24 protein-coding genes are annotated in these 23,569 nt (G+C 62.4%); 18 read left to right on the top strand and 6 right to left on the bottom strand.

Annotated elements, in window-relative coordinates; translation table 11 throughout:
- Positions 1-4: 4 nt before the first annotated feature.
- Positions 5-286, top strand: coding sequence for a metal-sensitive transcriptional regulator (locus tag QM609_RS25720; protein ID WP_003942012.1), 282 nt, complete (start codon positions 5-7; stop codon positions 284-286).
- Between the two features lie 12 nt (positions 287-298).
- Here QM609_RS25720 and QM609_RS25715 read toward each other — a convergent pair whose 3' ends face one another.
- On the bottom strand, positions 299-910 hold the full coding sequence (locus tag QM609_RS25715; RefSeq protein ID WP_003942004.1) for a TetR/AcrR family transcriptional regulator: 612 nt from the start codon (positions 908-910) through the stop codon (positions 299-301).
- A gap of 254 nt (positions 911-1,164) precedes the next feature.
- On the opposite strand from QM609_RS25715, the gene QM609_RS25710 reads away from it, so the two are divergent.
- The 9 genes from QM609_RS25710 (at position 1,165) to QM609_RS25670 (ending at position 10,756) form a co-directional block, all read left to right on the top strand.
- Positions 1,165-1,911: a 3'(2'),5'-bisphosphate nucleotidase CysQ gene (locus tag QM609_RS25710; RefSeq protein ID WP_042453014.1), complete on the top strand. Its 747-nt coding sequence runs from the start codon at positions 1,165-1,167 to the stop codon at positions 1,909-1,911.
- Positions 1,908-2,813 carry a sulfate adenylyltransferase subunit CysD gene (cysD, locus tag QM609_RS25705; protein ID WP_019744365.1) on the top strand — a complete coding sequence of 302 codons (906 nt, stop codon included), beginning with the start codon at positions 1,908-1,910 and terminating at the stop codon, positions 2,811-2,813. Before QM609_RS25710 ends, cysD begins: the two co-directional genes overlap by 4 nt.
- Positions 2,813-4,714 carry a sulfate adenylyltransferase subunit CysN gene (gene cysN, locus QM609_RS25700; protein WP_054187832.1) on the top strand — a complete coding sequence of 634 codons (1,902 nt, stop codon included), beginning with the start codon at positions 2,813-2,815 and terminating at the stop codon, positions 4,712-4,714. Before cysD ends, cysN begins: the two co-directional genes overlap by 1 nt.
- Before the next feature lie 24 nt (positions 4,715-4,738).
- Positions 4,739-5,098, top strand: a complete 360-nt coding sequence (locus tag QM609_RS25695; protein ID WP_042925649.1) for a nuclear transport factor 2 family protein — start codon at positions 4,739-4,741, stop codon at positions 5,096-5,098.
- Positions 5,092-5,883 (top strand): SDR family oxidoreductase, encoded by a 792-nt coding sequence (locus tag QM609_RS25690; protein WP_054187831.1) that lies wholly within the window; start codon positions 5,092-5,094, stop codon positions 5,881-5,883. The genes QM609_RS25695 and QM609_RS25690 overlap by 7 nt, the downstream gene beginning before the upstream one ends.
- A 22-nt stretch (positions 5,884-5,905) precedes the next feature.
- Positions 5,906-7,051, top strand: coding sequence for a sulfotransferase family protein (locus QM609_RS25685; protein WP_047268892.1), 1,146 nt, complete (start codon positions 5,906-5,908; stop codon positions 7,049-7,051).
- 88 nt (positions 7,052-7,139) lie between these two features.
- On the top strand, positions 7,140-8,201 hold the full coding sequence (locus tag QM609_RS25680) for a DUF1214 domain-containing protein (RefSeq protein ID WP_003941882.1): 1,062 nt from the start codon (positions 7,140-7,142) through the stop codon (positions 8,199-8,201).
- Between the two features lie 24 nt (positions 8,202-8,225).
- Positions 8,226-9,884: an ABC transporter substrate-binding protein gene (locus QM609_RS25675; protein ID WP_054187830.1), complete on the top strand. Its 1,659-nt coding sequence runs from the start codon at positions 8,226-8,228 to the stop codon at positions 9,882-9,884.
- Positions 9,881-10,756, top strand: coding sequence for a TIGR03619 family F420-dependent LLM class oxidoreductase (locus QM609_RS25670; RefSeq protein ID WP_054187829.1), 876 nt, complete (start codon positions 9,881-9,883; stop codon positions 10,754-10,756). The genes QM609_RS25675 and QM609_RS25670 overlap by 4 nt, the downstream gene beginning before the upstream one ends.
- Here QM609_RS25670 and QM609_RS25665 read toward each other — a convergent pair.
- Positions 10,747-11,307 (bottom strand): TetR/AcrR family transcriptional regulator, encoded by a 561-nt coding sequence (locus QM609_RS25665; protein ID WP_054187828.1) that lies wholly within the window; start codon positions 11,305-11,307, stop codon positions 10,747-10,749. The genes QM609_RS25670 and QM609_RS25665 overlap by 10 nt on opposite strands.
- Positions 11,308-11,438: 131 nt before the next feature.
- On the opposite strand from QM609_RS25665, the gene QM609_RS25660 reads away from it, so the two are divergent.
- Positions 11,439-12,455, top strand: a complete 1,017-nt coding sequence (locus tag QM609_RS25660) for an ABC transporter permease (protein WP_054187827.1) — start codon at positions 11,439-11,441, stop codon at positions 12,453-12,455.
- A gap of 40 nt (positions 12,456-12,495) precedes the next feature.
- Here the strand turns inward: QM609_RS25660 and QM609_RS25655 are convergent, their stop codons facing one another.
- Positions 12,496-14,427 carry an acyl-CoA dehydrogenase family protein gene (locus QM609_RS25655; protein WP_024487810.1) on the bottom strand — a complete coding sequence of 644 codons (1,932 nt, stop codon included), beginning with the start codon at positions 14,425-14,427 and terminating at the stop codon, positions 12,496-12,498.
- Between the two features lie 59 nt (positions 14,428-14,486).
- Positions 14,487-14,834, bottom strand: a complete 348-nt coding sequence (locus tag QM609_RS25650; protein ID WP_007735283.1) for a hypothetical protein — start codon at positions 14,832-14,834, stop codon at positions 14,487-14,489.
- 110 nt (positions 14,835-14,944) lie between these two features.
- Here QM609_RS25650 and hemL point away from each other — a divergent pair, with 110 nt between their 5' ends.
- From hemL to QM609_RS25615, 7 genes are all read left to right on the top strand, one after another.
- Complete coding sequence (gene hemL / locus QM609_RS25645; RefSeq protein ID WP_037129903.1) at positions 14,945-16,270, top strand: glutamate-1-semialdehyde 2,1-aminomutase; 1,326 nt, start codon at positions 14,945-14,947, stop codon at positions 16,268-16,270.
- A gap of 66 nt (positions 16,271-16,336) precedes the next feature.
- Positions 16,337-16,996, top strand: a complete 660-nt coding sequence (locus QM609_RS25640; RefSeq protein ID WP_003941868.1) for a histidine phosphatase family protein — start codon at positions 16,337-16,339, stop codon at positions 16,994-16,996.
- Positions 16,993-17,598, top strand: a complete 606-nt coding sequence (locus QM609_RS25635) for a TlpA disulfide reductase family protein (RefSeq protein WP_007735280.1) — start codon at positions 16,993-16,995, stop codon at positions 17,596-17,598. The genes QM609_RS25640 and QM609_RS25635 overlap by 4 nt, the downstream gene beginning before the upstream one ends.
- Before the next feature lie 2 nt (positions 17,599-17,600).
- The gene (locus QM609_RS25630) at positions 17,601-18,449 is read left to right on the top strand and encodes a cytochrome c biogenesis CcdA family protein (RefSeq protein ID WP_007735278.1); all 849 of its coding nucleotides are present in this window, start codon (positions 17,601-17,603) and stop codon (positions 18,447-18,449) included.
- Positions 18,446-20,110 carry a cytochrome c biogenesis protein ResB gene (gene resB, locus QM609_RS25625; RefSeq protein WP_042453041.1) on the top strand — a complete coding sequence of 555 codons (1,665 nt, stop codon included), beginning with the start codon at positions 18,446-18,448 and terminating at the stop codon, positions 20,108-20,110. The genes QM609_RS25630 and resB overlap by 4 nt, the downstream gene beginning before the upstream one ends.
- On the top strand, positions 20,107-21,069 hold the full coding sequence (gene ccsB, locus QM609_RS25620; protein ID WP_003941951.1) for a c-type cytochrome biogenesis protein CcsB: 963 nt from the start codon (positions 20,107-20,109) through the stop codon (positions 21,067-21,069). Before resB ends, ccsB begins: the two co-directional genes overlap by 4 nt.
- Before the next feature lie 143 nt (positions 21,070-21,212).
- The gene (locus QM609_RS25615; RefSeq protein ID WP_083745032.1) at positions 21,213-22,856 is read left to right on the top strand and encodes a MinD/ParA family ATP-binding protein; all 1,644 of its coding nucleotides are present in this window, start codon (positions 21,213-21,215) and stop codon (positions 22,854-22,856) included.
- 25 nt (positions 22,857-22,881) lie between these two features.
- On the opposite strand, the gene QM609_RS25610 is transcribed toward QM609_RS25615, so the two are convergent.
- Positions 22,882-23,088: a hypothetical protein gene (locus QM609_RS25610; RefSeq protein WP_003941996.1), complete on the bottom strand. Its 207-nt coding sequence runs from the start codon at positions 23,086-23,088 to the stop codon at positions 22,882-22,884.
- Positions 23,089-23,253: 165 nt separating this feature from the next.
- Positions 23,254-23,466 carry a BldC family transcriptional regulator gene (locus QM609_RS25605; RefSeq protein WP_003942029.1) on the bottom strand — a complete coding sequence of 71 codons (213 nt, stop codon included), beginning with the start codon at positions 23,464-23,466 and terminating at the stop codon, positions 23,254-23,256.
- Positions 23,467-23,569: the final 103 nt, after the last annotated feature.

Below are 23,569 nucleotides of genomic sequence, written 5' to 3'. Positions count from 1 at the left end.
CGGTATGAGTAGTTACAGCCCCGAGCAGGACGATCTGCTCAAGCGCCTTCGTCGTATCGAAGGTCAGGTAGCCGGAATTTCACGCATGGTCGCAGACGACCGGTACTGCATCGACGTGCTCACCCAGGTATCCGCCGCGACGAGCGCGTTGCAGTCCGTGTCCCTGAAGCTTCTCGACGCCCACCTTGCGGGTTGCGTCGTCGAAGCTGCCAAGCAGGGTGGTCCGGAAGCGGACGTCAAGATCAAGGAAGCTCAGGCGGCCATCGCTCGCCTCGTTCGTTCGTAAGGTGTCGGTCCGTCACTCCGTGATGGACCGCGCGAGCGCCCGGGCGGAGAAGCTCACGAAGTACTCGGGTGTGACTTCTTTGGCGATGTTGATGACGATGGTGTCCGACAGGCCTTTGAGTCCGGAGAGCACGAGATGGATCAACGCGGGGTCGTCGATCAACCTGCTCCCTTCGGCTGCAGCAGATTCGGTGAGCGCTCGAATCAATGCCGAGTTGTAGACCGCTACGGATGCGTGAAGTTCCCGCATGCTTTCTCGGTCGGACCCGGCCATGCCTTCGATGTCGCGCCAAGTGGTGGTGAGTCGACCCACCCGTGCCCAGTGCCGAGCAAACTCGGAAATCATGGACTCGAGTAAGGCGCTCAGTCCCTGCTCGCGGGGGAGCGAGTTCACGAAGTCCGCCATTTCCAGCTGACTTTCGCTGAGGAGGGCGGCGAAGATGTCCTGCTTGTCGACGAAGTACTGGTAGATCAGGCCAGTGCTGGTGCCGGCTCGTTTGGCGACAGCGCGGATCGTGAGCGCGGAGTAGCCTCCTTCGTCCAGAAGCGAGATCGCCGCGTCGAGAGTTCGGCGTCGACGCACTTCGGCGTCGCCGTAGATCGACTTGCTGCTGGTACTGCTCATTTGATCACCGTAGTCGCGGTGGTCGGCATCCTCAATTCACATCGAACACTGTTCGTTGTCGAACGCCGCCCAGAATTGGATGTGACTCAGATCATAGAATGAACATTGTTCGAAATAGAATGAACATCGTTCATTCTGGTGTTACGGTATGGCGCAGACCACATCGAGGCCAGTGCAAAGTGCTGGACACTCTGCGGTCGGCCTGACCTTTCTTCCCGTATCGATCGGGAGGTCTACACAGTTGTGGAGTACCTATGACACGCACTAACGATGAACGCGCGGCGATCGACATCGCCGCTGCAGCTGGAGAACTTCTGCTCGACCATCGGAAATCCCTCGGCGAAAACGACGGTGATGTCGCGACTTTCAAGAACGCGGCCGATCGGCTAAGTCACGAATTCATCGTCGCCGAACTTGCCCGACGCTTTCCTGCGGATGCAGTGCTGTCGGAGGAAGGGGCTGACGACCTCGCGAGGCTGGCTGCGGATCGGGTGTGGATCGTCGACCCTCTCGACGGCACCCGTGAGTACGGCGAGGCCGGACGATCGGACTGGGCCGTTCATGTTGCGCTGACCGAAAACGGTGTCCTCACAACCGGTGCGGTCGCAATGCCTGCCCTTGGCGTCACCTATTCGAGCAGCGATGATCGGACCGAACGGGATGCCGCGACGCCGGTTCGAGTCGTCGTATCGCGGACGCGTCGTCCGGAACCGGTCATGCGCATGGCCGACTCGATGGGCGCGGAGTTGATCGAAATGGGATCCGCCGGAGCCAAAGCAATGGCTGTCGTCTCGGGTGAGGCAGACATCTATGCACATGCGGGCGGACAGTACGAGTGGGATTCGGCGGCGCCCGTTGCTGTCGCACATGCTGCGGGACTGCATGTTTCGCGTATCGATGGCAGCGAACTGCGCTACAACCAGGAAAACCCGTGGTTGCCGGATCTGCTGATCTGCCGACCCGAACTCGCCCCGAAAGCACTGGAGGAACTGGGCCGATGACCGCGACACTGACGCACCTCGAACGACTCGAAGCCGAGAGCATTCACATCATGCGTGAAGCTGTTGCCCAGAGCGAGAACCCGGTGATGTTGTACTCGGTGGGCAAGGACTCCGCCGTGATGCTGCATCTGGCGCGCAAGGCCTTCTATCCGTCGAAGCTGCCGTTTCCGCTTCTGCACGTCGATACCACGTGGAAGTTCCGTGAAATGTACAAACTTCGTGACAGTACCGCTGCTGCAGGCGATCTCGATCTGATCGTCCATACCAACCCGGACTGCGTGAAGCAGGGGATCAACCCGTTCACTCACGGCAGCGCTGTCCATACCGATATGTGGAAGACCGAAGGCCTCAAACAAGCCCTCGATCACTACAAGTTCGACGCTGCATTCGGCGGCGCCCGACGTGACGAAGAAAAATCCCGCGCCAAGGAACGCATCTTCTCGATCCGATCAGCTGCGCACCGTTGGGATCCCAAGCAGCAGCGACCGGAACTGTGGCGGATGTACAACGTCCGCAAAGCGCCGGGCGAGAGCCTGCGCGTCTTCCCTCTCTCGAACTGGACCGAGCTGGATGTGTGGGAATACATACGCCAGGAGGAGATTCCGATCGTTCCGCTGTATTTTGCCGACAAGCGGCCCGTCGTCGAGCGGGACGGTGCGCTGATCATGGTCGACGACGACCGGATGCCGTTACTGCCGGGAGAGACCCCGGAACTCAAGAGCGTTCGTTTCCGCACCCTCGGCTGCTACCCGCTGACCGGAGCCGTCGAATCGACCGCAACGAGCCTGACCGAGATCATCTCGGAAATGTTGCTCACCACCACTTCCGAACGCCAGGGACGGGTCATCGACCACGACTCCAGCGCGTCGATGGAAAAGAAGAAGCAAGAGGGGTACTTCTGATGACTGTTTCCTCGGATCTGATCGCTGACGACATCGAGGCGTACCTCGAACGTCATGCAAACAAGAGCATGCTGCGATTCATCACGTGCGGCAGCGTCGACGACGGCAAGAGCACCTTGATCGGCCGTCTGCTCTACGAATCGAAACTCGTCTTCGACGACCAGTTGACGGCGCTCGAAGCCGATTCGCGCAAGAGCGGAACCCAGGGGGAGGGGCTCGATTTCGCGCTCCTGGTCGACGGTCTCGCCGCCGAACGTGAGCAGGGCATCACGATCGACGTCGCCTATCGCTACTTCACGACCGAGCGACGCAAGTTCGTCGTCGCCGATACTCCGGGGCACGAGCAGTACACCCGAAACATGGTGACGGGCGCGTCGACCGCCGATCTTGCTGTGATCCTTGTCGATTCCCGCAAGGGGATACTGACCCAGACCCGCCGGCACTCGTATCTGGTGTCGTTGCTGGGGATCAAGCACGTGGTGCTTGCCGTGAACAAACTCGACCTCGTCGACTACTCGCAAGAGGTCTTCGATGCCATTACCGCGGATTATGCAGAGTTCGCTCACGAGATCGGTCTGGACGGGTTCGTCGCCATCCCGATGTCGGCATACATGGGTGACAATCTCACCGAGCGCAGTGCGAATACCCCGTGGTACTCCGGACCAAGCCTGATCGAGCATCTCGAAAGCGTGGACATCGACGATGCTGCCGCCGCGGCTCCGTTCCGGATGCCGGTGCAGTGGGTCAACCGGCCGGACCTCGACTTCCGCGGATTCTCCGGCCAGATCGTTTCCGGCACCGTATCTCCCGGAGATCCCATCCGCGTGCTCCCCAGTGGAAAGACGTCCACAGTCGAGCGCATCGTGACCATGGGTGGCGACCTCGACGTTGCCGGTGCGGGCCGCTCGGTCACCATCACGCTCGCCCACGAGATCGACATCAGTCGCGGTGATGTGCTGTCCATCGGCGACAATCCGCCGGCCGTAGCCGATCAGTTCGAGGCCTGCATCGTCTGGATGGGTGAGGCTCCCATGCTGCCCGAACGGCCGTTCCTGTGCCAGATCGGTACCGTCACAGTCACTGCGCGCATCACCAAACCGAAACACAAGATCAACGTCAACACTCTCGAGAAGACCGCAACGACTACTCTCGCGCTCAACGAAATCGGTGTCTGCAACCTCAGTTTCGATCGACCGGTCCCGTTCGACCCGTACGTCGGCAACCGTGACACCGGTAGCTTCATCCTCATCGACCGCCTTACCAACGGCACTGTCGGTGCGGGCATGATCACGCACTCGCTGCGTCGATCGGACAACATTCACTGGCAATCCGTGGACGTCGACGAGGCCGCGCACACCAGGCTCAAGGGACACCAACCCGCAGTTCTGTGGTTCACCGGTCTCTCCGGTTCGGGAAAGTCGACCATCGCGAACGATGTCGAGCGTCAACTACACGCACTCGGCGCGCACACCTACCTCCTCGACGGAGACAACGTCCGTCACGGGCTGAATCGAGACCTCGGATTCACCGAAGCCGACCGCGTCGAGAACATCCGTCGCGTCACCGAGGTCACCCGACTGATGGCGGACGCCGGTCTGATCGTGCTCGCGTCCTTCATTTCACCGTTCGAGGCCGAGCGTCATGCCGCCCGCGAATTGATCGGCGACGAACAGTTCGTCGAAATCTTCGTCGACACCGCTCTTGCCGTCGCAGAGGAGCGAGATCCCAAGGGGCTGTACAAGAAGGCTCGACGGGGCGAGTTGGTGAACTTCACCGGAATCGATTCGCCGTACGAACCGCCGCAGAACCCTGACATTCACATCGACACCAGTGTCACGACGACCGAGGACGCTGCGATCGCGATCGTCGACCATCTCCGCGCCCGCGGAACCATTTCTTGATCCGCCTGAACACGAGGAGCATCCATGCCTGACAGGGCTGAAATAGTTTCTGCCGTAGAAGATTACGTCAAGTGTCTCGGACGTCACGACGTCGACGGACTGGTTGCGCTGTTTGCGCTCGACGCAGTTCAACACGAACCGCTGGGGGTCCAGACCTACCGCGGAATCGACGAGATTCGCGAATTCGATACCGCGAACGCGCAGGTCGATTTCACAGTCAGCCTGCTCGGTCCGATTTCGGTGACGGGAAAGTACGCAGCCATGCAGCTTCGGGTGCAGCGCGCCGGTATCCCTGACTTCGCTGCCACCGATGTGTTCGAGTTCGACGAGAACGGCAAGATCATCTCCCTGAGTGTTGTTCTCGATCCGCAGGCGCTGTGCTGACCCATCAGGGCCTGCTGGCAGGCAAGGTTGTCGTCGTCTCGGGAGTGGGCCCGGCGCTGGGTCGTTCGATTGCGCTGCAGAGTGCGGCGGCCGGAGCGAAGGTTGTTCTGGCTGCCCGCACACCCGAGCGCTTGGAATCGGTGGCAAGGGAGATTCGAGACCGCGGCGGAATCGCGTTGGCCGTCCCGACGAACCTCACCGACGTCGATTCGATCGCTTCGTTGGCGGAGACAACTGTCGCTGAGTTCGGTGCGGTGCATTGCTTGGTGAACAACGCATTTGTTCAACCCGCGCAGGTCCCGCTCCTGGACGCCGACGTGGTGTCCATCCAGTCGGGCATCGACATCAACTTGCTCGCGGCGTTGAACGTCACCAGAGAATTTGCTCCGGCATTGATCGAGTCGCACGGGTCCGTCGTGATGGTCACGTCCATGGTGTTGCGCAACCAGCTTCCCGGGTTCGGGGCCTACCGCATCATGAAATCCGGGCTCCTGGCAATGGCACGCAGTTTGTCGATCGATCTCGGTCCCAAGGGCGTTCGAGTCAATTCGGTTGCTCCCGGCTATATCTGGGCGGACTCGGTCAAGAACATGTTCGAGAAGAAGGCGGCGGCGGCAGGAGTCGACCCCAAGATGATCTACGACGAGATCGCAGCGGGCGCCGATCTGCGCCGATTGCCGGAGCCAGATGACATCGCAAACGCTGTCGTCTTCCTCCTGTCCGATTCAGCGAGGGCCATCACAGGGCAATGTCTCGACGTCAACTGCGGTCACACGCACCACTGATCAACTCATACAAGGACTAGCCATGACACAGGATTACGACGGCATCGGTTCCATCGATGACCTGCACCAGGCTGCGCGCGAGGCGGCCGGGTACGAAAACTTCGGCAGCGAAAGCTATCTCGAAGGACTTCGAGTTCTCCTCGAGTCGTTCCAGAACGAGGCCGACCTCACTCCTCACGGCAAGGTGATCGCTCGCAAGATGATCGTCGGAGCGCTCGCGGGTCGCCTGACCAGTGAGGCCGGATTCGCGAAATATCCAGAGCACGTAGATGTTCCGATCGAACGCCCGATCTTCGTGGTCGGGTTGACCCGCACCGGCAGCACCGCGCTGCACCGTTTGCTCGGTGCCGACCCGGCGCATCAGGGCGCCGAGATGTGGCTCGCCGAGACGCCGCAGCCGCGCCCCGAGCGCGACACGTGGTCGGAGAACGAAGATTACGTTCGCTCCGACGCCTTCTACCGTGCTCGCCAGCGTAACGAGGCAGACCTGATGAAGGTTCATTTCATGGGGGCGGAAGAGGTCGAGGAATGCTGGCGGCTGCTGCAGCAGACGATGCTCTCGACCGCGTTCGAGACGGTGGCGTACGTGCCGAGTTACACCCGGTGGCTGGCGGAGCAGGACTGGACCGAAACATATGCGCGGCACAAGAAGAACCTGCAGTTGATCGGGCTGCACGACCAGGACAGACGGTGGGTGCTCAAAAGCCCGAGCCATGTCTTCGCGATCGACGAGATCATGTCGGTCTATCCGGATGCACTGTTCGTTCGGACCTTCCGAGACCCGTTGACATCGATGGCGTCCACCTTCAGCCTCGTAGAGCAGGGCGGACACGACATGTCGAGGGCCTTCGATCGTCCGGCCATCGGGCGCACGCAACTGGAGTTGTGGGCGCGAGGGAATGCGAACTTCAACAATGCCCGTAGCCGTTACAACCCCGATCAGTTCATCGACGTCGACTACAAGGACTTCATCGCCGATGCGGTCGGCACCGTCGAGAAGATCTATGCACAGTTCGCCCTGCCCTTCACAGACGACGCCCGCGCCGCGGTGGAGGCGTCGCATCAGGCCAGCCTTGCCGAGCACCGTCGTCCGTCGCATCGCTATTCGCTCGAGGATTTCGGCGTGAGCGCTGCCGACGTCGAAGCGAAGTTCGCCACCACACCCTGAAGCCCTCCGGCCCTGTGCGCCTTTTTGGTAGTGCCGACTACCAAAAAGGCGCACAGGGCGAAGCCCCAACCGAAACAAGGAGATTCACATGAATGCTGTTTGGGAAAAGTTCTGCGCAGATCTGCTCGAGGTCGGAAAGGTCCTGGAAGACGAGATCGTCCCTCAGGATCCGCTGACTCAAGCCGAGGGCGTCCGCTACCTGAGTCGGTTGCTTCGGTACGGCACGATCAACTGTGTCGAGTACACCGATCCGCGGTGGCCGCAGTTCTCGTCGGCTCCGAACCCGAACATGATGACGAAGATCGGTGCCGACAACCCGGACAACGTCTACATGCGCGCCAACATTTCCGGGAAGTACAACTACCGGATCATCGGCACCCGAGGCACCGTCCCGCTGATCACCTTCGGCTCGCGCGTAAATCGGTACCACATCGACGGCACCATGCTGCAGACCGGCGATCTGCATATCCACGACCTCGAGGTCGACGAGAACGGCCGTTTCGAGTTCATCGCGAGCGTCGACAAGCCCGATGAGGGCGCTTGGCTGCCTTTGGCGCCCGACAGCAACCTCATCTCCGTTCGGCAAACTCACCAGGATCGGCGCAACGAGGTCATCGGTGATCTGACCATCGAATGCCTGAACCCGGACGGGGAGTTCGTCCCGTTGACTCCGGAAGAGATCGGCGAGCGCCTCACCAAGTCCGTCGGGATCGTGAAGGGGATGGCGGAGACCTTCCTGGAATGGTCGCGCAAATTCCAGCCGCACACCAACGAGATCTTCGACTGGGGACAGGACTACTTCCAGGACGCCGGCGGCGATCCGACGATCTTCTACTTCCACGGTTACTGGAAGCTCGCCGAGGACGAGGCGTGGGTCATCGAGACCGAGGTTCCGAACTGCGAGTACTTCAACTTCGTGCTGCAGAACTTCTGGGTCGAGTCCCTCGACTACAACCGCACGAACATCTACATCAACAATCACACCGCGAAGCTCAACGACGACGGCACCATGACAATCGTCGTGGCGGCGAAGGATCCGGGTTATGGCAACTGGATCGACACCGATTCGCATGCCGAGGGGACATGGGCGCTGCGCTGGATCAAGGCGGACTCGCACCCGATCCCGACGTCGAAGGTAGTCAAGATCTGACACGCTGACGGAGATTGGGAACGTATGTACACCAGGAAGATTAGGTTCGGCCCTCGCTTTGTCGCGCTCGGGCTTGCCGGTGCATTGATGTTGGCCGGTTGCGCGTCGAGCAGTGGGGACAACTCGGGATCGGCTTCACCGAGCAGTAGTGGCGCAGCTGGTTTTGTGGGCGCCCCAGATGTGGGGGAGCGGATCGACGGCGGTGTTCTCACCTTCGGGTCCTATTCGTTCCCTTCCTCGTTGGACCCCACGAGAACGCAAGCCGCCGGTTCGACCGGCGGAACCGAAATGGCCGCGATTTACGACACGCTGGTACGCAGCGACTCCACAAACGGGAGCTTCGTGCCACAACTCGCGAAGACACTGTCGAACAACAGCGACTTCACCTCGTACACCGTCACTTTGGCTGACGGCCTCACCTTCAGCGACGGAAGTCCGCTCGACGCGGAAGCGGTGAAGTGGAGTATCGATCGATTCGTGGCAGGCAAGGGTGATGTATCGCAGACCTGGCTCAACATCGTGGATCGGATCGAGACGCCCGACGCCACCACAGTCGAATTCGTGCTCGAGCGGCCCTGGCGTCAATTCCCGGCGCTGTTGTCGCTCGGGCCCGGAATGATCGTTGCGCGAAGTTCCGGGGGAGAGGCAGGGTCGGTTCCAGGAACCGGGGAGGGAGCGTTCACACCGATCGGGGCGGGTCCGTTCACCTTGGCCAAGTTCGCCCCGCACGAAGAACTGGTACTCGCCGCACGCACGGATTATCAGGGCGGTAAACCTCCACTGGACACAGTGCGGTTTGTTCCCACGTCGGGTGCGCAGTCTCAGTACGAATCGTTGAAGAGCGGCCAGATCGACATGACGTACATTCTCCGCGACGAGGCCGTGATCGAACAAGCTCTCGACGACGGATACTCGGGTTACCTCAGTCCGACCGGACAGAACGGGATCGGCACGATCAACAACCGTGAGGGCAAGCCCGGGGCCGATGTTCGCGTCCGTCAGGCGATCGCCTACGGGGTGGATCCGGCGGCGGTCAATACCCGGGCGAACAACGGATTGGGCACCGCCAGTTCCGAACTGGTCCCGCAGACGTCACGTTGGTACGACAACACAGCAGGCATTCCGTTCGATCAGGTGAAGGCAAAGGCGCTGCTCGATCAAGCGAAGTCCGACGGGTACGACGGGAAACTCCGCTACCTCACCACCTCGGAGCCGAGCCAACAGGCGACGGCACTGACGGTTCAGGCGTCGCTGAACGCGATCGGTTTCGACGTCACCATCGACTACGCGACCGATGTGACCGATCTGGTTCGACGGGTATACAAGGACCACGATTTCGACATGACCAGAGGTGGCGCTCCGGTCGGAGAAGAAGCGCCGTACCTCAATTTGTACAACAGTATGGCCAGTGATTCGAAGAACAACCCGTCCGGCTTCGCGGACCCGGAGATGGACGCGATGATCACAGCTGTGCAGACGGCATCGACGGACGATGCTGTCCGTGAGGCGATCAGCAAGGTGCAGGAGTACGCCAACGCGACTGTGCCTTACGTGATCTGGGGGCCGGCGTCGGTGTTGACCGCATGGGACGGCAACGTTCACGGCGTCGTTCGCAACATCACCGACATCATGTTCTTGGGCGGCGCTTGGATCTCGCCCAACGGCGAAACGGTGGAACGATGAAGTGGTCCTTGGCGGGTGCGATGATCGACGCCCTGGAACTGTGCGAGTTGGCGCAGGTCGCCGAAGAGGTGGGGTTCGACGGAATCGCGATGCCGGATTCCGTGTTCTATCCGGAGCAGGTGTCGGCGCCGTACCCGTACACTGCAGACGGGAAGCGGATGTGGGCGCCCGAGACGCCGATGCCTGATCCGTTCATTGCCATGGCGGCGATGGCGGCCGTCACATCGCGAATTCAGTTCTACACCAACGTGTTCAAACTTCCACTGCGCGATCCGCTGTTGACTGCCAAGCAGGTCGCGACCATGGCCGTGATGTCGAGGAACCGCGTCGCTCTCGGCGTCGGTTTGTCCTGGATTCCCGAGGAATTCACCTTCACCGGTACCGAGATGCGCACCCGCGGCGCGCGTACCGACGAAGCCATCGAGATCATCAAGGCGGTGTGTGCGGGACGTGGGCCGGAATGGGTCGAATACCACGGCAAGCACTACGATTTCGACGCTCTGATGATCAGTCCTGTTCCGGAGATTCCGGTTCCGATCTACATCGGTGGGCACAGCGAACCGGGGTTGCGCCGTGCAGCCAGGCTGGCTGACGGTTGGATGTCGGTGAACACGACCAAAGCCGAATTAGCCTGCGCCATCGATCGTCTCACGGAATTGCGGGTCGAGTACGGTCGTGCCGATGTTCCTTTCGGCGTCAACGTCTCGCCGACGGATGTTCGTGATCTGGACGGATATCGCGAACTCGAGACTCTCGGAGTCACGGAAATCAGAGTGTTGCCCTGGTATCGCTACGGAGTTGACGCCGGTGATCGTCAGGGACGACTCGACTCCGTTCGGCGGTTTGCCGAGGAGGTCATCGCTCAGTACTGATCGATCAGCGTCTGCATCGCCCGGCCGTAGAGTTTTGCCAACTCGTCGCGATCTGCGGACTGGGGGATACTTTCGTCGCTGAGGACGCTCAACAGCCCGGACACCTGGGCGGAGACCAGGAGTGCGCGGGTGTACGCGTCTTCGCCGTCTAGACGAGCGGCGAGATTGGTGGCGAATACTCCGGTCATGTCTCGGAGTCGCTCCCGGATGCGTGCACTGTCCGACGCTCGCATGAGCGCTGTGTACACCGACAGCATCCGGGCGTCGGCCTTGCCCAGGACGAAGGCGGCGATTCGCTCACCGAGGGTGTCGAGTGGGCCGTCGAACTGGCCTTCGAAGTAGTCCGCAACCGGCGTGGTTTCCAGGAACAGTGCTTCTTTGGACCCGAAATGCCGGATGACCAGGGCCGGATCGATTCCGGCAACTTTGGCGATGGCGCGAACTGACGTGCCGCCGAACCCGTGCTCGCCGAACAGTTGGAACGCCGCCGCGCGAATCGCCTCGGATGTCGAGGGTTGCTCCTGCTCTGGCGTGTGCCTCGTGGGTGTCACGACATCGACCTCTGTGCTCGCTCGCCGACCGCGTTGTCAACGGCGTTGACTATAACGTGTCAACGGTGTTGACTGTTGAGTCTGTCAACGGTGTTGACAGCTAGATGCGGTTAGTGAAGAGAGCGTGGAATATGACAGATACCGACGTCCGAGTACCCAGCGAAGAAGTTGTCGATCCGCCGACCAATTGGAAGATGGTGGGCAGTGGACTCGCATTTCCGTTGTTCTTCGTCATCATGTTCTGCCTGTGCTACGTCAGCGCCTTCCATTCGCCGACGCCGAATCAGGCACCGATCGTGGTGGTCGGGTCGCCGTCCGTCACGGCCCCGCTGATCGACGGAATCCAGGCTTCGTCGGGTGACAAGTTCGACATCGTTGCCACAGCCAACGCCGCCGACGCACTCTCTCGGATCGACAACCGCGATGCGATCGGCGCCATCGAGATCGGTGACACCGTGACCGCACATATCGCCACCGGCGCGGGCGCCTCGACGGTTTCCGTGGTGAGCAGCTTGGCGCATTCGGTTGCGGAGCAGACGGGGCAGCAGGTCACGGTGATCGACTCGGCGCCTGTCACGGCGCGAGACTCCTCGACCGTCGGACTCTTCTACTTCCTGATCGTCTGCACCCTCGGTGGCTACCTGACCATCACGGTGCTCAGTCAGGTTGCGCCGAGAATGCGGTTGCGAGAGCAGTATTCGATCCTGGCCGGTGCGGCGATACTCACCCCGCTCATAGCCTTCGGCATCACCAGCATCTTCATGCACGCCTTCGGGGCGTCGTTCGGCCAGATCCTGCAACTGCTGGGAATCTCGATGGTTTACACGTTCACCGTCGGTACGGTGAGCATCCTGCTCAATCGACTGCTCGGCCAAGCCGCGATCTTCGCGGTGCTGACGGTGCTCGTTTTCATCAACTTCCCGAGTTCGGGTGGTGCCATTCCGGTGTCGTTCCTGCCCGGATTCTGGCAGCACATCCATTCGTTCTGGCTCGGATCGGCAGCCATGGAGCCCATCCGCTCCGTCATCTACTTCAGTGGCAACGGCGCCGGACCGCACCTGCTCGTTCTGGGGATCTGGCTGGTCGCGGCACTCGGCCTGACCGGACTGCTCGCCTCTCGCCAGTCGAAAAAGGCAGCAGCGCACTGAGTGTGGTGGGGCCGGCGATTGCCGACCCCACCCGAACCCTTTACTTCAGCCGTACCGCGTCGGTGCCCGGTCCGTCGAGCATCGCGGACCCCAGCAGGATGTCCGGAATGCCGAACCCGTCGATCAGTGTCTCGACGTGGGGGCGCAGGGTGCGGCAACGCTCGTTGATTCCGCGCGTCACGGCCTTCGAACGCTCCACCGACAGATGCCGGTGCTCCATGAACCAGGCCTTGTCCTCTTCGATCACGGACAGTGCGTAGAGATCGCACACCTCGCCGAAGAGTTCCTTCGCGGTCTCGTCCTCACACGAGTCGATGCCGGCGACGAATGCTTCCAGGATGACGCGCTCGATGTGCGCCTGAGCGGCTTTGAGTACGTGGTCCTGCACGAAGTTGAACGCGTCGAACGGGTTCTCCTCGCGCTTCTGCGCTGCCTGCAATCGCCTTGCCGCAGTGGCGAGTAGGTACTCTTCGCGGTCTTCGAACATCTTCATCTGGGTGCCGCGATTGAAGAGGCTGCCGTCCTCTTCGTTGTCCTGGCGAGTGTCGACGATCGTCTGCAGGATCTGCTGCGCTGCCGTGCGTTTCTTGACCACGTCGGAGACCGTCGTAGCGGCGAAGCGCATCCAGTCGACCGGGCTCATGCCGCGGACTTCGTCGGCGTAGGAGGTGAGGAGTTCTTTTGCGACCAACTGCGTCAGAACGTGGTTGTCACCCTCGAACGTGGTGAAGACGTCGGTGTCCGCCTTGAGTGCGGTGAGGCGGTTCTCGGCGAGATAGCCTGCGCCGCCGCAGGCTTCGCGTGCTTCCTGGATGGCCCGAGTGGCATGCCAGGTGTTGGCGGCCTTGAGTCCGGCGGCGCGACCTTCGAGTTCGCGCTGCTCCTGCGGATCCGGGTCGTCGCTGCTCTGGATGTCGTGCATCGCGGCGACGAGTTCGTTCTGTGCGAACTGCAGAGCGTACGAGCGGGCGATCAACGGCAGCAGACGCTTCTGGTGGACGAGGTAGTCCATGATCAGGACTTCGTCGTCACTCTTCGGAGCACTGAACTGCCTGCGCTGCAGGGCGTATCGACCGGCGATGGCCAATCCGACGCGGGCGGCCGCTGCCGCGGAACCACCGACGGTGACACGTCCACGAACCAGTGTGCCGACCATCGTGAAGAAACGACGGTTCGGGTTCTCGATCGCCGAACTGTACGTGCCGTCCTCGGCGACGTCGGCGTAACGGTTGAGTAGATTCTCACGCGGGATGCGGACCTGGTCGAAGACGATGCGGCCGTTGTCGACTCCGGGCAGTCCACCCTTGAGCCCGCAGTCGGACGTCGTGACGCCGGGGAGGTCGTTGCCGGCGTCGTCACGAATCGGCACGACAAAGCAGTGGACGCCCTGACTTTCGCCTCCGGTGATCAGCTGCGCGAACACCGCTGCGACGGTGGCGTGCTGGGCAGCGCCGCCGATGTAGTCCTTGCGAGAGGACGGAGTGGGGGAGTTGACGACGAACTCGCCCGTCTCGACGTCGTAGGTCGCCGTGGTTTCGAGTTCCTGGACGTCGCTGCCGTGACCGGTCTCGGTCATCGCAAAGCAACCGAGCAGGTCCAGATCGATCAGCGGCTTGACGTACGCCTGGTGGTGACGCTCGGTGCCGAGGTTTTCGATGGCGCCGCCGAACAGACCCCACTGGACGCCGGCCTTGACCATCAGGGAGAGGTCGGACATCGCGAGCATCTCGATGCTGGTGACGGCGCCACCCGCGTCGCCCGTTCCGCCGTGAGAGACGGCGAAACCGTTTGCGGCGTACCCGAGATCGGCGAGGACCCGCATCTGTTCGAGAGCCTTGGAGCGCGCAATGGCGGTGTTGGGTGTGTAGTGCGGAGCAAAACGTTCGTCGTTCAATTCGCCGCGAACGCGCTCACGCACCTCCCGCCAGCGTCCGTCGAGTGTTGTCCTGAGGTGGTCCGCTGTGGTGGCCATGGAACCGACGATAGCGCGTAGCGCACCGCGGGCAACCCGGTTCGATCCCAACCTCACATTCAGCAGGAGCCTGCGGCACCCGCTTCGATTCCTTGGCGGAAGAGTTCCTTCTCGCTCTCGGACATAGCCTGGTACGAAGGGTCGTTCTCGACGATCTTCAGGAAGTCGGCGCCTGCCGTCTGGGTCGACGTGTCGCCGCTCTGAACACGCTGCTGAACGTAGACGGACACCGCCGAACACCCGCCGAGAAACGCGGGGTCGGTGCTCGTCGCTGCGGTGGTTCGAGCCGAGTCGGTGGCGCTCGGCGGCGACGAAACTGTCGCCTTGTCGTCGTTCGAAGCGTCCGAACCACACGATGTGAGAAGAATCGCAGCCGAGACCATCAGCGTCGTCAACAGTCGCTTCATGCCCGGAATCGTCTCACGCGGGGCCCGGTTCGACCGGAAAACTCGCCTCGAGCACCGAAGTCCTACACCCTGTCGTTGTCAGATTCGACAGAACTGGGACACTGGAAGCCGTGACTGTGTCTTCCGGTGATCCCGACGTGCATGCAACGAACTCCGCTCGGCTCTTCGAACGTGCCGGCAACGTGATTCCGGGTGGCGTCAACTCGCCCGTCCGCGCGTTCGGTTCGGTCGGCGGAACACCGCGATTCATTCGCGAAGCATCCGGCTACACCCTCACCGACGTCGACGGAAACAATTACGTCGACCTGGTGTCGTCCTGGGGTCCGATGATTCTCGGGCACGCTCACCCGGCAGTCGTCGAAGCCGTTCGCGAAGCAGCCCTCGGAGGTCTCTCCTTCGGTGCGCCGACCGAAGGCGAAGTTGCCCTCGCCGAGGAAATCGTCGCCCGCGTCGCGCCCGTGGAAAAGGTTCGCCTGGTCAACTCCGGAACCGAAGCCACGATGAGCGCAGTCCGCCTCGCCCGCGGATTCACCGGGCGGACCAAGATCGTCAAGTTCTCCGGTTGCTACCACGGCCACGTCGACGCCCTTCTCGCCGACGCCGGATCCGGCCTCGCGACGTTCGGGCTGCCGACCTCTCCCGGCGTTACCGGCGCTCAAGCCGAAGACACCATCGTCGTGCGCTACAACGATCTCGACGCGGTGGCCGCGGCCTTCGCGGCCAATCCCGGCGCCATCGCGTGCGTCATCACCGAAGCTGCCGCCGGAAACATGGGCGCCGTCGCACCGCTTCCCGGTTTCAACGAGGGACTGCGTCGTCTCACCCGTGAGCACGGCGCACTCCTGATCATGGACGAGGTGATGACCGGATTCCGCGTCAGTGCCTCGGGTTGGTACGGCATCGACAACGTCGCAGGCGACCTCTACACCTTCGGCAAGGTCATGAGCGGCGGCCTGCCCGCCGCAGCATTCGGCGGCCGCGCCGACATCATGGGCCACCTCGCACCGGACGGTCCCGTCTACCAGGCAGGCACCCTCTCGGGTAACCCCGTAGCCGTCGCCGCCGGACTCGCGAGCCTGCGCGCCGCCGACGCCGAGGTGTACGCCAAGCTCGGCCGGAACGCGACCGCCCTCGGCGACCTCATGACCCAAGCACTCACCGCCGAAGGCGTCGAACACCGAGTGCAGTACGCAGGCACCTTGGTGAGCGTGTTCTTCACCGAGAACACGGTGACCAACTACGACGAAGCCAAAGCCGCGCAGACCTGGCGATTCCCCGCCTTCTTCCACGCACTGCTCTCCCGCGGCGTGTACCCGCCGCCGAGCGCGTTCGAAGCGTGGTTCGTCTCCGCAGCCCTCGACGATCGAGCCTTCTCGATCATCGCCGACGCCATGCCTCACGCAGCCAAGGCCGCAGCTGCTGCCGTCAAGCCCTGAGCAGTTCCAGTTCCAGAACACCCGCACGCTTCCGACATCCATCATCTTCAGCGAGGACCCTCGACTGTGACCGACGCCGATCACCCCGACCACACGTCCACCCGCACCATCGTCCACGTCCTGCGCCACGGCGAAGTACACAACCCGCGCGGGATCCTCTACGGACGGCTCCCGGGTTTCCGGTTGTCGGTGGCGGGCGAAGCTCAGGCTCGTGCGGTCGCGTCGGTGCTCGCCGATCACGACATCACCCACGTGGTCGCGTCGCCGCTGCAGCGGGCACAAGAGACCGCGACTCCGATCGCCGAGGCACACAAGCTCGACATCGTCACGGACGAAAACCTGATCGAGGCAGGCAACGAGTTCGAGGGTCTCAAGGTTGCCGTCGGGGACGGTGCGCTCTCGCGTCCGCGTCACTGGTGGAAACTGCGTGACCCGTTCACCCCGTCCTGGGGCGAGCCCTACCTGCAGATCGCCCATCGCATGCTCGCAGCCGTCAATGCCGCACGCGTCGCGGCAGTCGGACACGAAGCCGTCGTCGTCAGCCATCAGCTTCCGGTCTGGACTCTGCGTCGATTCCTGCAGGGTGAGCGTCTGTGGCACGATCCCCGTCACCGTCAGTGTGGACTGGCGTCGTTGACGTCACTGGTCTACGAAGGCGACACCCTGGTCGACATCGTCTACTCCGAACCTGCCGGCGCCTCCGACCCGAGAGTGACAGGAGCATGATTTCGCGCCGCATCGCCGCAGCATTCGCAGCCGCTGCGTCGGCGATGCTTCTTCTCTCGTCCTGCGCGACCGGCGATGACGCCGTCGCACAGGGCGGAACTTTCGACTTCGTCTCACCGGGCGGACAAACCAAGATCTTCTACGATCCGCCGTCCGACCGAGGCACCATCGGCAAGCTCTCCGGGCCCGACCTGATGAACGAAGGTCAGAAGGTCGGTGTCGAGGACTTCGAGGGCAAGGTCGTCGTTCTCAACGTCTGGGGTCAGTGGTGCGGACCGTGCCGCGCCGAAGCCGACGACCTGGAACAGGTCTACGAGCAGACCAAGGATTCGGGCGTGCAGTTCCTCGGCATCAACGTCCGCGACGACACCAAGAACAAAGCGCAGGACTTCGTGGTCGACAACAAGGTCTCGTACCCGTCGATCTACGACCCGTCGATGCGTTCGCTGATCGCCCTCGGTGACGGCTACCCCACGTCGGTCATTCCGACGACGATCGTCCTGGACCGCCAGCATCGCGTCGCCGCGGTGTTCCTCCAAGAACTTCTCGCCGAGGATTTACTGCCCGTCGTCCAGCGAGTAGCTCAGGAAGACGCGCAGTAAAGATGACAACCACGACCACTACGCTGCTGGCCGGCAGCGACACATTGAGTGCCGGTGTGGGCGAAGCGTTTCAGAACGCGGCGTCGTCCGGTCCGCTTCTGCTCGCCCTCGGCGCCTGTGTGCTCGCCGGTCTGGTGTCGTTCGCTTCACCGTGCGTCGTGCCGCTCGTTCCCGGCTACCTGTCCTACCTGGCCGGCGTCGTCGGTGCCGACGCTCCCGCGATCACCGCCGAAGAGGCGAAGACGCGGACGATCACCCGGAGCAGTCGACTGAGGGTGGCCGGTGCGGCCGGACTGTTCGTCGCGGGCTTCACCGTTGTGTTCGTCCTCGCGACCGCGTCGGTATTCGGCGTGATCTCCACGCTGCTCGTCAACCGCGAGGTCCTGATGCGAGTGGGCGGTGTCGTCACCATCGCAATGGGTCTCGTCTTCATCGGGCTGATTCCGGCGCTGCAGAAGGACGTTCGTTTCGAACCGCGTCGCGTGTCGTCACTGGTGGGTGCGCCGCTGCTCGGGGGAGTGTTCGCTCTGGGCTGGACGCCGTGCCTCGGTCCGACATTGGCAGGCGTGATGTCCGTAGCGGCGGGAACCGACGGGATGACCGCCGCGCGTGGTGTCACGTTGATCGTCGCGTACTGCATCGGACTCGGCCTGCCGTTCATCATCTTGGCGCTGGGATCGGCGCGCGCGCTGACCGGCGTCGGCTGGTTGCGTCGTAATGCACGCACCATTCAAATTTTCGGCGGAATCATGTTGGTGGCAGTGGGAATCGCCCTCGTCACCGGCGCGTGGGACCAGTTCGTCGGCTGGGTTCGCGACGCATTTATCTCGGAGGTGACGCTGCCGATATGACAGCTGACGACAATAACGACCACCCGAAACCCGTGCTGCCGAAGCAGTCGGTGATCGGTCGAGTCGTTGCACTCGGGCGCAACACCTGGCGCGGGCTCACCTCGATGCGGACCGCGCTGGTACTGCTGTTCCTCCTCGCGCTCGCTGCGATCCCCGGCGCCCTGCTGCCACAGCGAACCCTCAACGAGGGCAAGGTCACCGACTACATCGCCGCGCGTCCGACGCTCGGTCCGTGGATGGACCGCCTCGAATTGTTCGACGTGTTCAGCAGTTTCTGGTTCACCGCGATCTATGCATTGCTCTTCATCTCGCTGGTCGGCTGCATCCTGCCGCGTTGCGTGGAGCACGCGAAGGCGCTGCGCACCCGTCCGGTGAATGCGCCGCGCAATCTTGCTCGCCTGCCGCACCACACCACGAGCGTCGTGGACGGCGAGACTCCCGACGAACTTGCTGCCCGGGTGTCGAAAGAACTGCGCGGGTGGCGCGTCGAAACGCGTCGCGGCGATTCGAAATCACGACGCGAAGGCGAGATCACCATCTCGGCGGAGAAGGGATACCTCCGCGAGTTCGGCAACCTCGTGTTCCACCTCTCGCTGGTCGGATTGTTGATCGCGATCGCCGCGGGCAAGTTGTTCGGCTACGAGGGCAATCGCATCGTCATCGCCAACGACGGCCCCGGGTTCTGCACGACCTCGCCGGCAGTGTTCGACTCCTTCGTCGCCGGTCTGAGCCTCGACGGCACCGGCATGACCCCGCTGTGTGTACGTGTGAAGAATTTCCAGGCCGACTACCTCGAGACCGGTCAGGCCGAGATGTTCACCTCGGACATCTCGTACCAGGCAGGCGACGACCTCGAGTCCGATACCTGGCGGGACACGACCATCCAGGTGAACCACCCACTGCGGATCGCCGGCGATCGTGTGTACCTGCAGGGACACGGATACGCGCCGACATTTACCGTCACGTTCCCGAACGGTGAGACCCGCACCGAGACGCTCCAGTGGCGTCCGGACGACGCCACGACGTTCCTGAGCAGTGGCGCGATGCGCTTCGACCCGCCGGGCGGCATGTATCCCGATGCGGACGAGCGTCGGAAGAATCAGATTGCCATCGAAGGATTGTTCGCGCCCACCGCGCTGTTCCACGGCAACCTGCTGTCGTCGAGTTACCCGGCGATGAACGATCCGGCAGTCGCCATCGACATCTACAAGGGCGACACCGGACTCGATACCGGTAACCCGCAATCGCTGTTCGAACTCAACACCGAACTGATCAATCAGGGCCGACTGGTCAAGCAGGATCGAGTCAATCTGTTTCCGGGGGAGAGCGCGACGCTTGCCGACGGAACCCAGGTGCGATTCGATGGTGCCGTCGACTTCGTGAACCTGCAGGTCTCCCACGATCCCGCTCAGGTGTGGGTGTTGGTTTCGGCGTTGACCATGATGGCGGGCCTACTCGTCTCGCTCGTGATCAAGCGTCGCCGCGTCTGGGCACGTATCTATCCAGATGACGAACGACGTACTGTAGTAGAACTTGGTGGGCTTGCCCGCACCGACCACGCAGGCTGGGGCGACGAGTTCGACCGCCTCGCCGACCGCTTGCTGAAAAGCAATCCGACCACCGCGGTGAACCAACCGCACGCGCAGGAGAACGCCCGATGACAACGAACGAGACACTCGCGCAGTACAGCGACTGGGCCTTCAAGTCCGCCTTCACCGTGCTCGTGCTGGCGTTTGTGCTGCTCATCGTGCAGTACGCGTCGGCCAGAGCAAAGGCGGTTCAGGACAAGGAACTGGTCTCCGCCGGCGGTGTCGACGCATCCGTGCCTGGCAGGGTCGCGGAGACTCCGAGCAAGTCGCTCTCGGAACGATTCGGCGGAATGGGCCGAGCTGTCCTGGTCGTCGGAACGGTGCTGATCATCGCGTCGATCGTGCTCCGCGGATTTGCGACGGAACGATTCCCGCTCGGCAACATGTACGAATTCGTGGCGATGGCGTGTGCGGCGTCGTTGCTGGTCGGGCACGTCCTGTTGATCAAGCCGGCGTACCGTCCTATGTGGGTCTTCTTGCTGGTGCCGGTTCTGATCTTGATGTTCCTCGCCGGCACGGTCCTTTACGCCGACGCGGCTCCCGTGGTTCCGGCGCTGCGCTCGTACTGGCTTCCGATTCACGTGACGATCGTCAGCGTCGGTTCCGGAATCTTCATGATCGGCGGTATCGCGAGCCTTCTGTTCCTGCTGCGACTGAAGTTCCCGCCCGGTGACGAAGGCACGAGCATCGGTGGCCGGATCGCAGAGCGACTGCCGGATGCCCAGACTCTCGACCGCTTGGCGTACAAGAGCACGATCATCGCGTTTCCGCTGTTCGGCGCCGGCGTCATCCTCGGTGCCATCTGGGCGGAAGCTGCGTGGGGACGCTTCTGGGGTTGGGATCCGAAGGAGACGATGTCCTTCATCGCCTGGGTGATCTACGCGGCCTACCTGCATGCGAGGGCAACGTCCGGGTGGCGCGAGACGAAGGCCGCCTGGATCAACATCGCCGGTTTTGTTGCGATGCTGTTCAATCTCTTCATCATCAACATGGTCGTCTCCGGCTTGCACTCCTACGCGGGCCTCACCTGACCCTCTCGAGGTACCGTGGGTGGCTGCCGACCGGTCTGTAGGTATTACCGGTAGGTACGTCAGGGGCGGGCAACAGTTACGATGCAGCTTGGCGAATTACTAGCTGTCTGGTAGCTGTGGGATCGACGAGGGGGAGCGGCGAGATGGCCGACAAGATTGAAGACGCCGGAGCAGGATTGTGGGAGCCGGTGCGCCCTGCCGAGCCGACGCGGCGCGAGCCGCGCGCATCCGCGCCCGAGCCGTCATCGGACTCGGTTCCCAGCGACGTTCGTAGTCTCTTCGTGGCCCCGGTCGACTCCGGGCCGCTCCAGCAAGTCGCCGGCCAGGCGCCCAGTGCACCCGCCGCTCCGCCGCCGACGACGACCCCAGCGGCTCCGGTACCAGGTCCCAAGACTCCGGTCATCCAGTATCCGGCAGCGCAGCCAGGCCCGATCAACGGCCAGTTCTCGACCTCGCCTGCGATGCCGATGCAGACCTACGAACCTACGAATCGTGGAGGGTCGCTTCCGGATTCACGAACTGGCGTTCCGCAGCCTGTTCAGAATTCGCAGCCTGTTCAGAACCTGCAGCCTGTTCAGAACCTGCAGCCCGGCCCGACGGCGCATTCATCCGCGAGACCGCTCCAGCAACCGCAGGCACCTTTTTCGCCCGGCGTCCATCCGCCCAATCCCGCGATTCGGCAGTTCGGTCATCCCGGCGCTGCGCCGGTGCAGAACGGCCACGCCCTCCAAAATGGTCAGGCCGTGCCGATGGCCCCGCCGACGGCGCCACCTACTCGCGCTCCGATGCCGCAGACCGGACTCACCTCGGCTCCGGACAGTCGCTTCGAGTCAGCTCTCCCGATGACTGCGCAAGATCTCTCGGCTGCGCTCCTCGTCAAGCGGCCTGTCCGGCCTGCCCCGGTGGGTGGCTGGCGCAAGGCGCTGTACACGTTGTCCGGCCGATCGGTGAACCTCGGAAACGGTGCAAAAGAGCAGCACCTCGTCGAGTTGACGCGCCAGATCAACCAGCCGCTGCAGGGCTGCTACAAGGTTGCGGTGCTCAGTCTCAAAGGCGGCGTCGGAAAGACCACGACCACAGCGACACTGGGGTCGATGTTCGGCTCGATCCGCGGCGATCGCGTCGTCGCTGTCGATGCAAACCCCGACCGGGGAACGCTGAGCCAGAAGATCCCGCTCGAAACTCCGGCAACAGTGCGAAACCTGCTGCGCGACGAGAACAGCATCGAGAAGTACAGCGACGTCCGTGGCTACACATCGCAAAATCGACACCGGCTCGAAGTGCTTGCCTCCGACAGCGATCCAGCAGTTTCAGAGGCCTTCAGCGGTGGGGACTACACGCGCACGGTCGACATGCTCGAGAAGTTCTACAGCATAGTTCTGACCGATTGCGGCACCGGATTGATGCACTCGGCGATGCAGGCCATTCTCGAAGGTGCAGATTCGTTGATCGTCGTCAGTTCCGGTTCCGTCGACGGTGCACGTAGCGCCTCCGCAACCCTTGATTGGCTCGACGCTCACGGTTACAGCAGGCTGGTCGCCACGTCCGTAGCTGTCATCAACGCGGTACGGCCTCGCACGGGCAAGGTTGATCTGCCGCGGGTCGTCGAGCACTTCGAGCAGCGCTGTCGAGCGGTGAAACTGATTCCGTTCGATCCGCATTTGGAAGAGGGCGCCGAAATCGATCTGGACCGGCTGCGTCCAGGTACTCGGGAAGCGGTGCTGGAGTTGGCTGCGGTGGTTGCGCAGGACTTTCCGGCCTCCCCGTTCGCGTTGACGGGGCGGTAATCGGATAGCCGGGCGAGCCCGGACGCTACGTCGACGCGTCAGTCGGCGGTACGTCCGGACCTTCCGTGCGCTTGCGTCGTGTTTGCTGGTTCACATTCCACAGGAATTCGGGATCGTCATCCGGCCCGCGTACACCGCTCACCGGGGTGCGCGTCGACGGATCGGGCCCGAATGCCTTCCACATCAGAACGATCAATGTCACCAAACCCACCAACGCCAACAGATACAACACGGCGCACCTCCTCAGGGAACTGAAGTCGAGCCTACTCAGTCTCCGCCCCGCTTCACCAGAAGTGGTGCGGACAAGCGTTTCGGCTCAGTGCGCTAGTGCTGTATCTGTCGGGTACTGCAAGATCTGTCGGGTACCGCAAAGTGCTTCGAAGTGAGCTGAAGTTGCTCAGTTGTTGTCTGCTTCGGTGGTCAGCGAGCGCAGAAGCTGCATGACCTCGGTCTCACGGAATCGACGATGTCCTCCTGGCGTGCGAAGCGAGCCCAGTCGTCCTGCGTGTGCCCAGCGGGTCACGGTCTTGGGATCGACATGAAACAATGCCGCTACCTGTCCGGGCGTCATGAGTGCGTCTGCGGCGGTATTGAAGGTTGGTGCGCTCATTGTGAGGTCCTCCATGTTGATGTCGAACGTTTGACGAACAGTGATTCCGAACCGAGCAGTGATTCCGAACTTTGGTTCCGAACCGGTGTGTCGACCAGTTGCC

The organism is Rhodococcus sp. IEGM 1302 (genome assembly GCF_030056935.1).
Classification (GTDB): domain Bacteria; phylum Actinomycetota; class Actinomycetes; order Mycobacteriales; family Mycobacteriaceae; genus Rhodococcus_F; species Rhodococcus_F qingshengii.
Note: the sequence above shows the minus strand (reverse complement) of the source record. Positions and strands in the feature narration are given on the sequence as shown.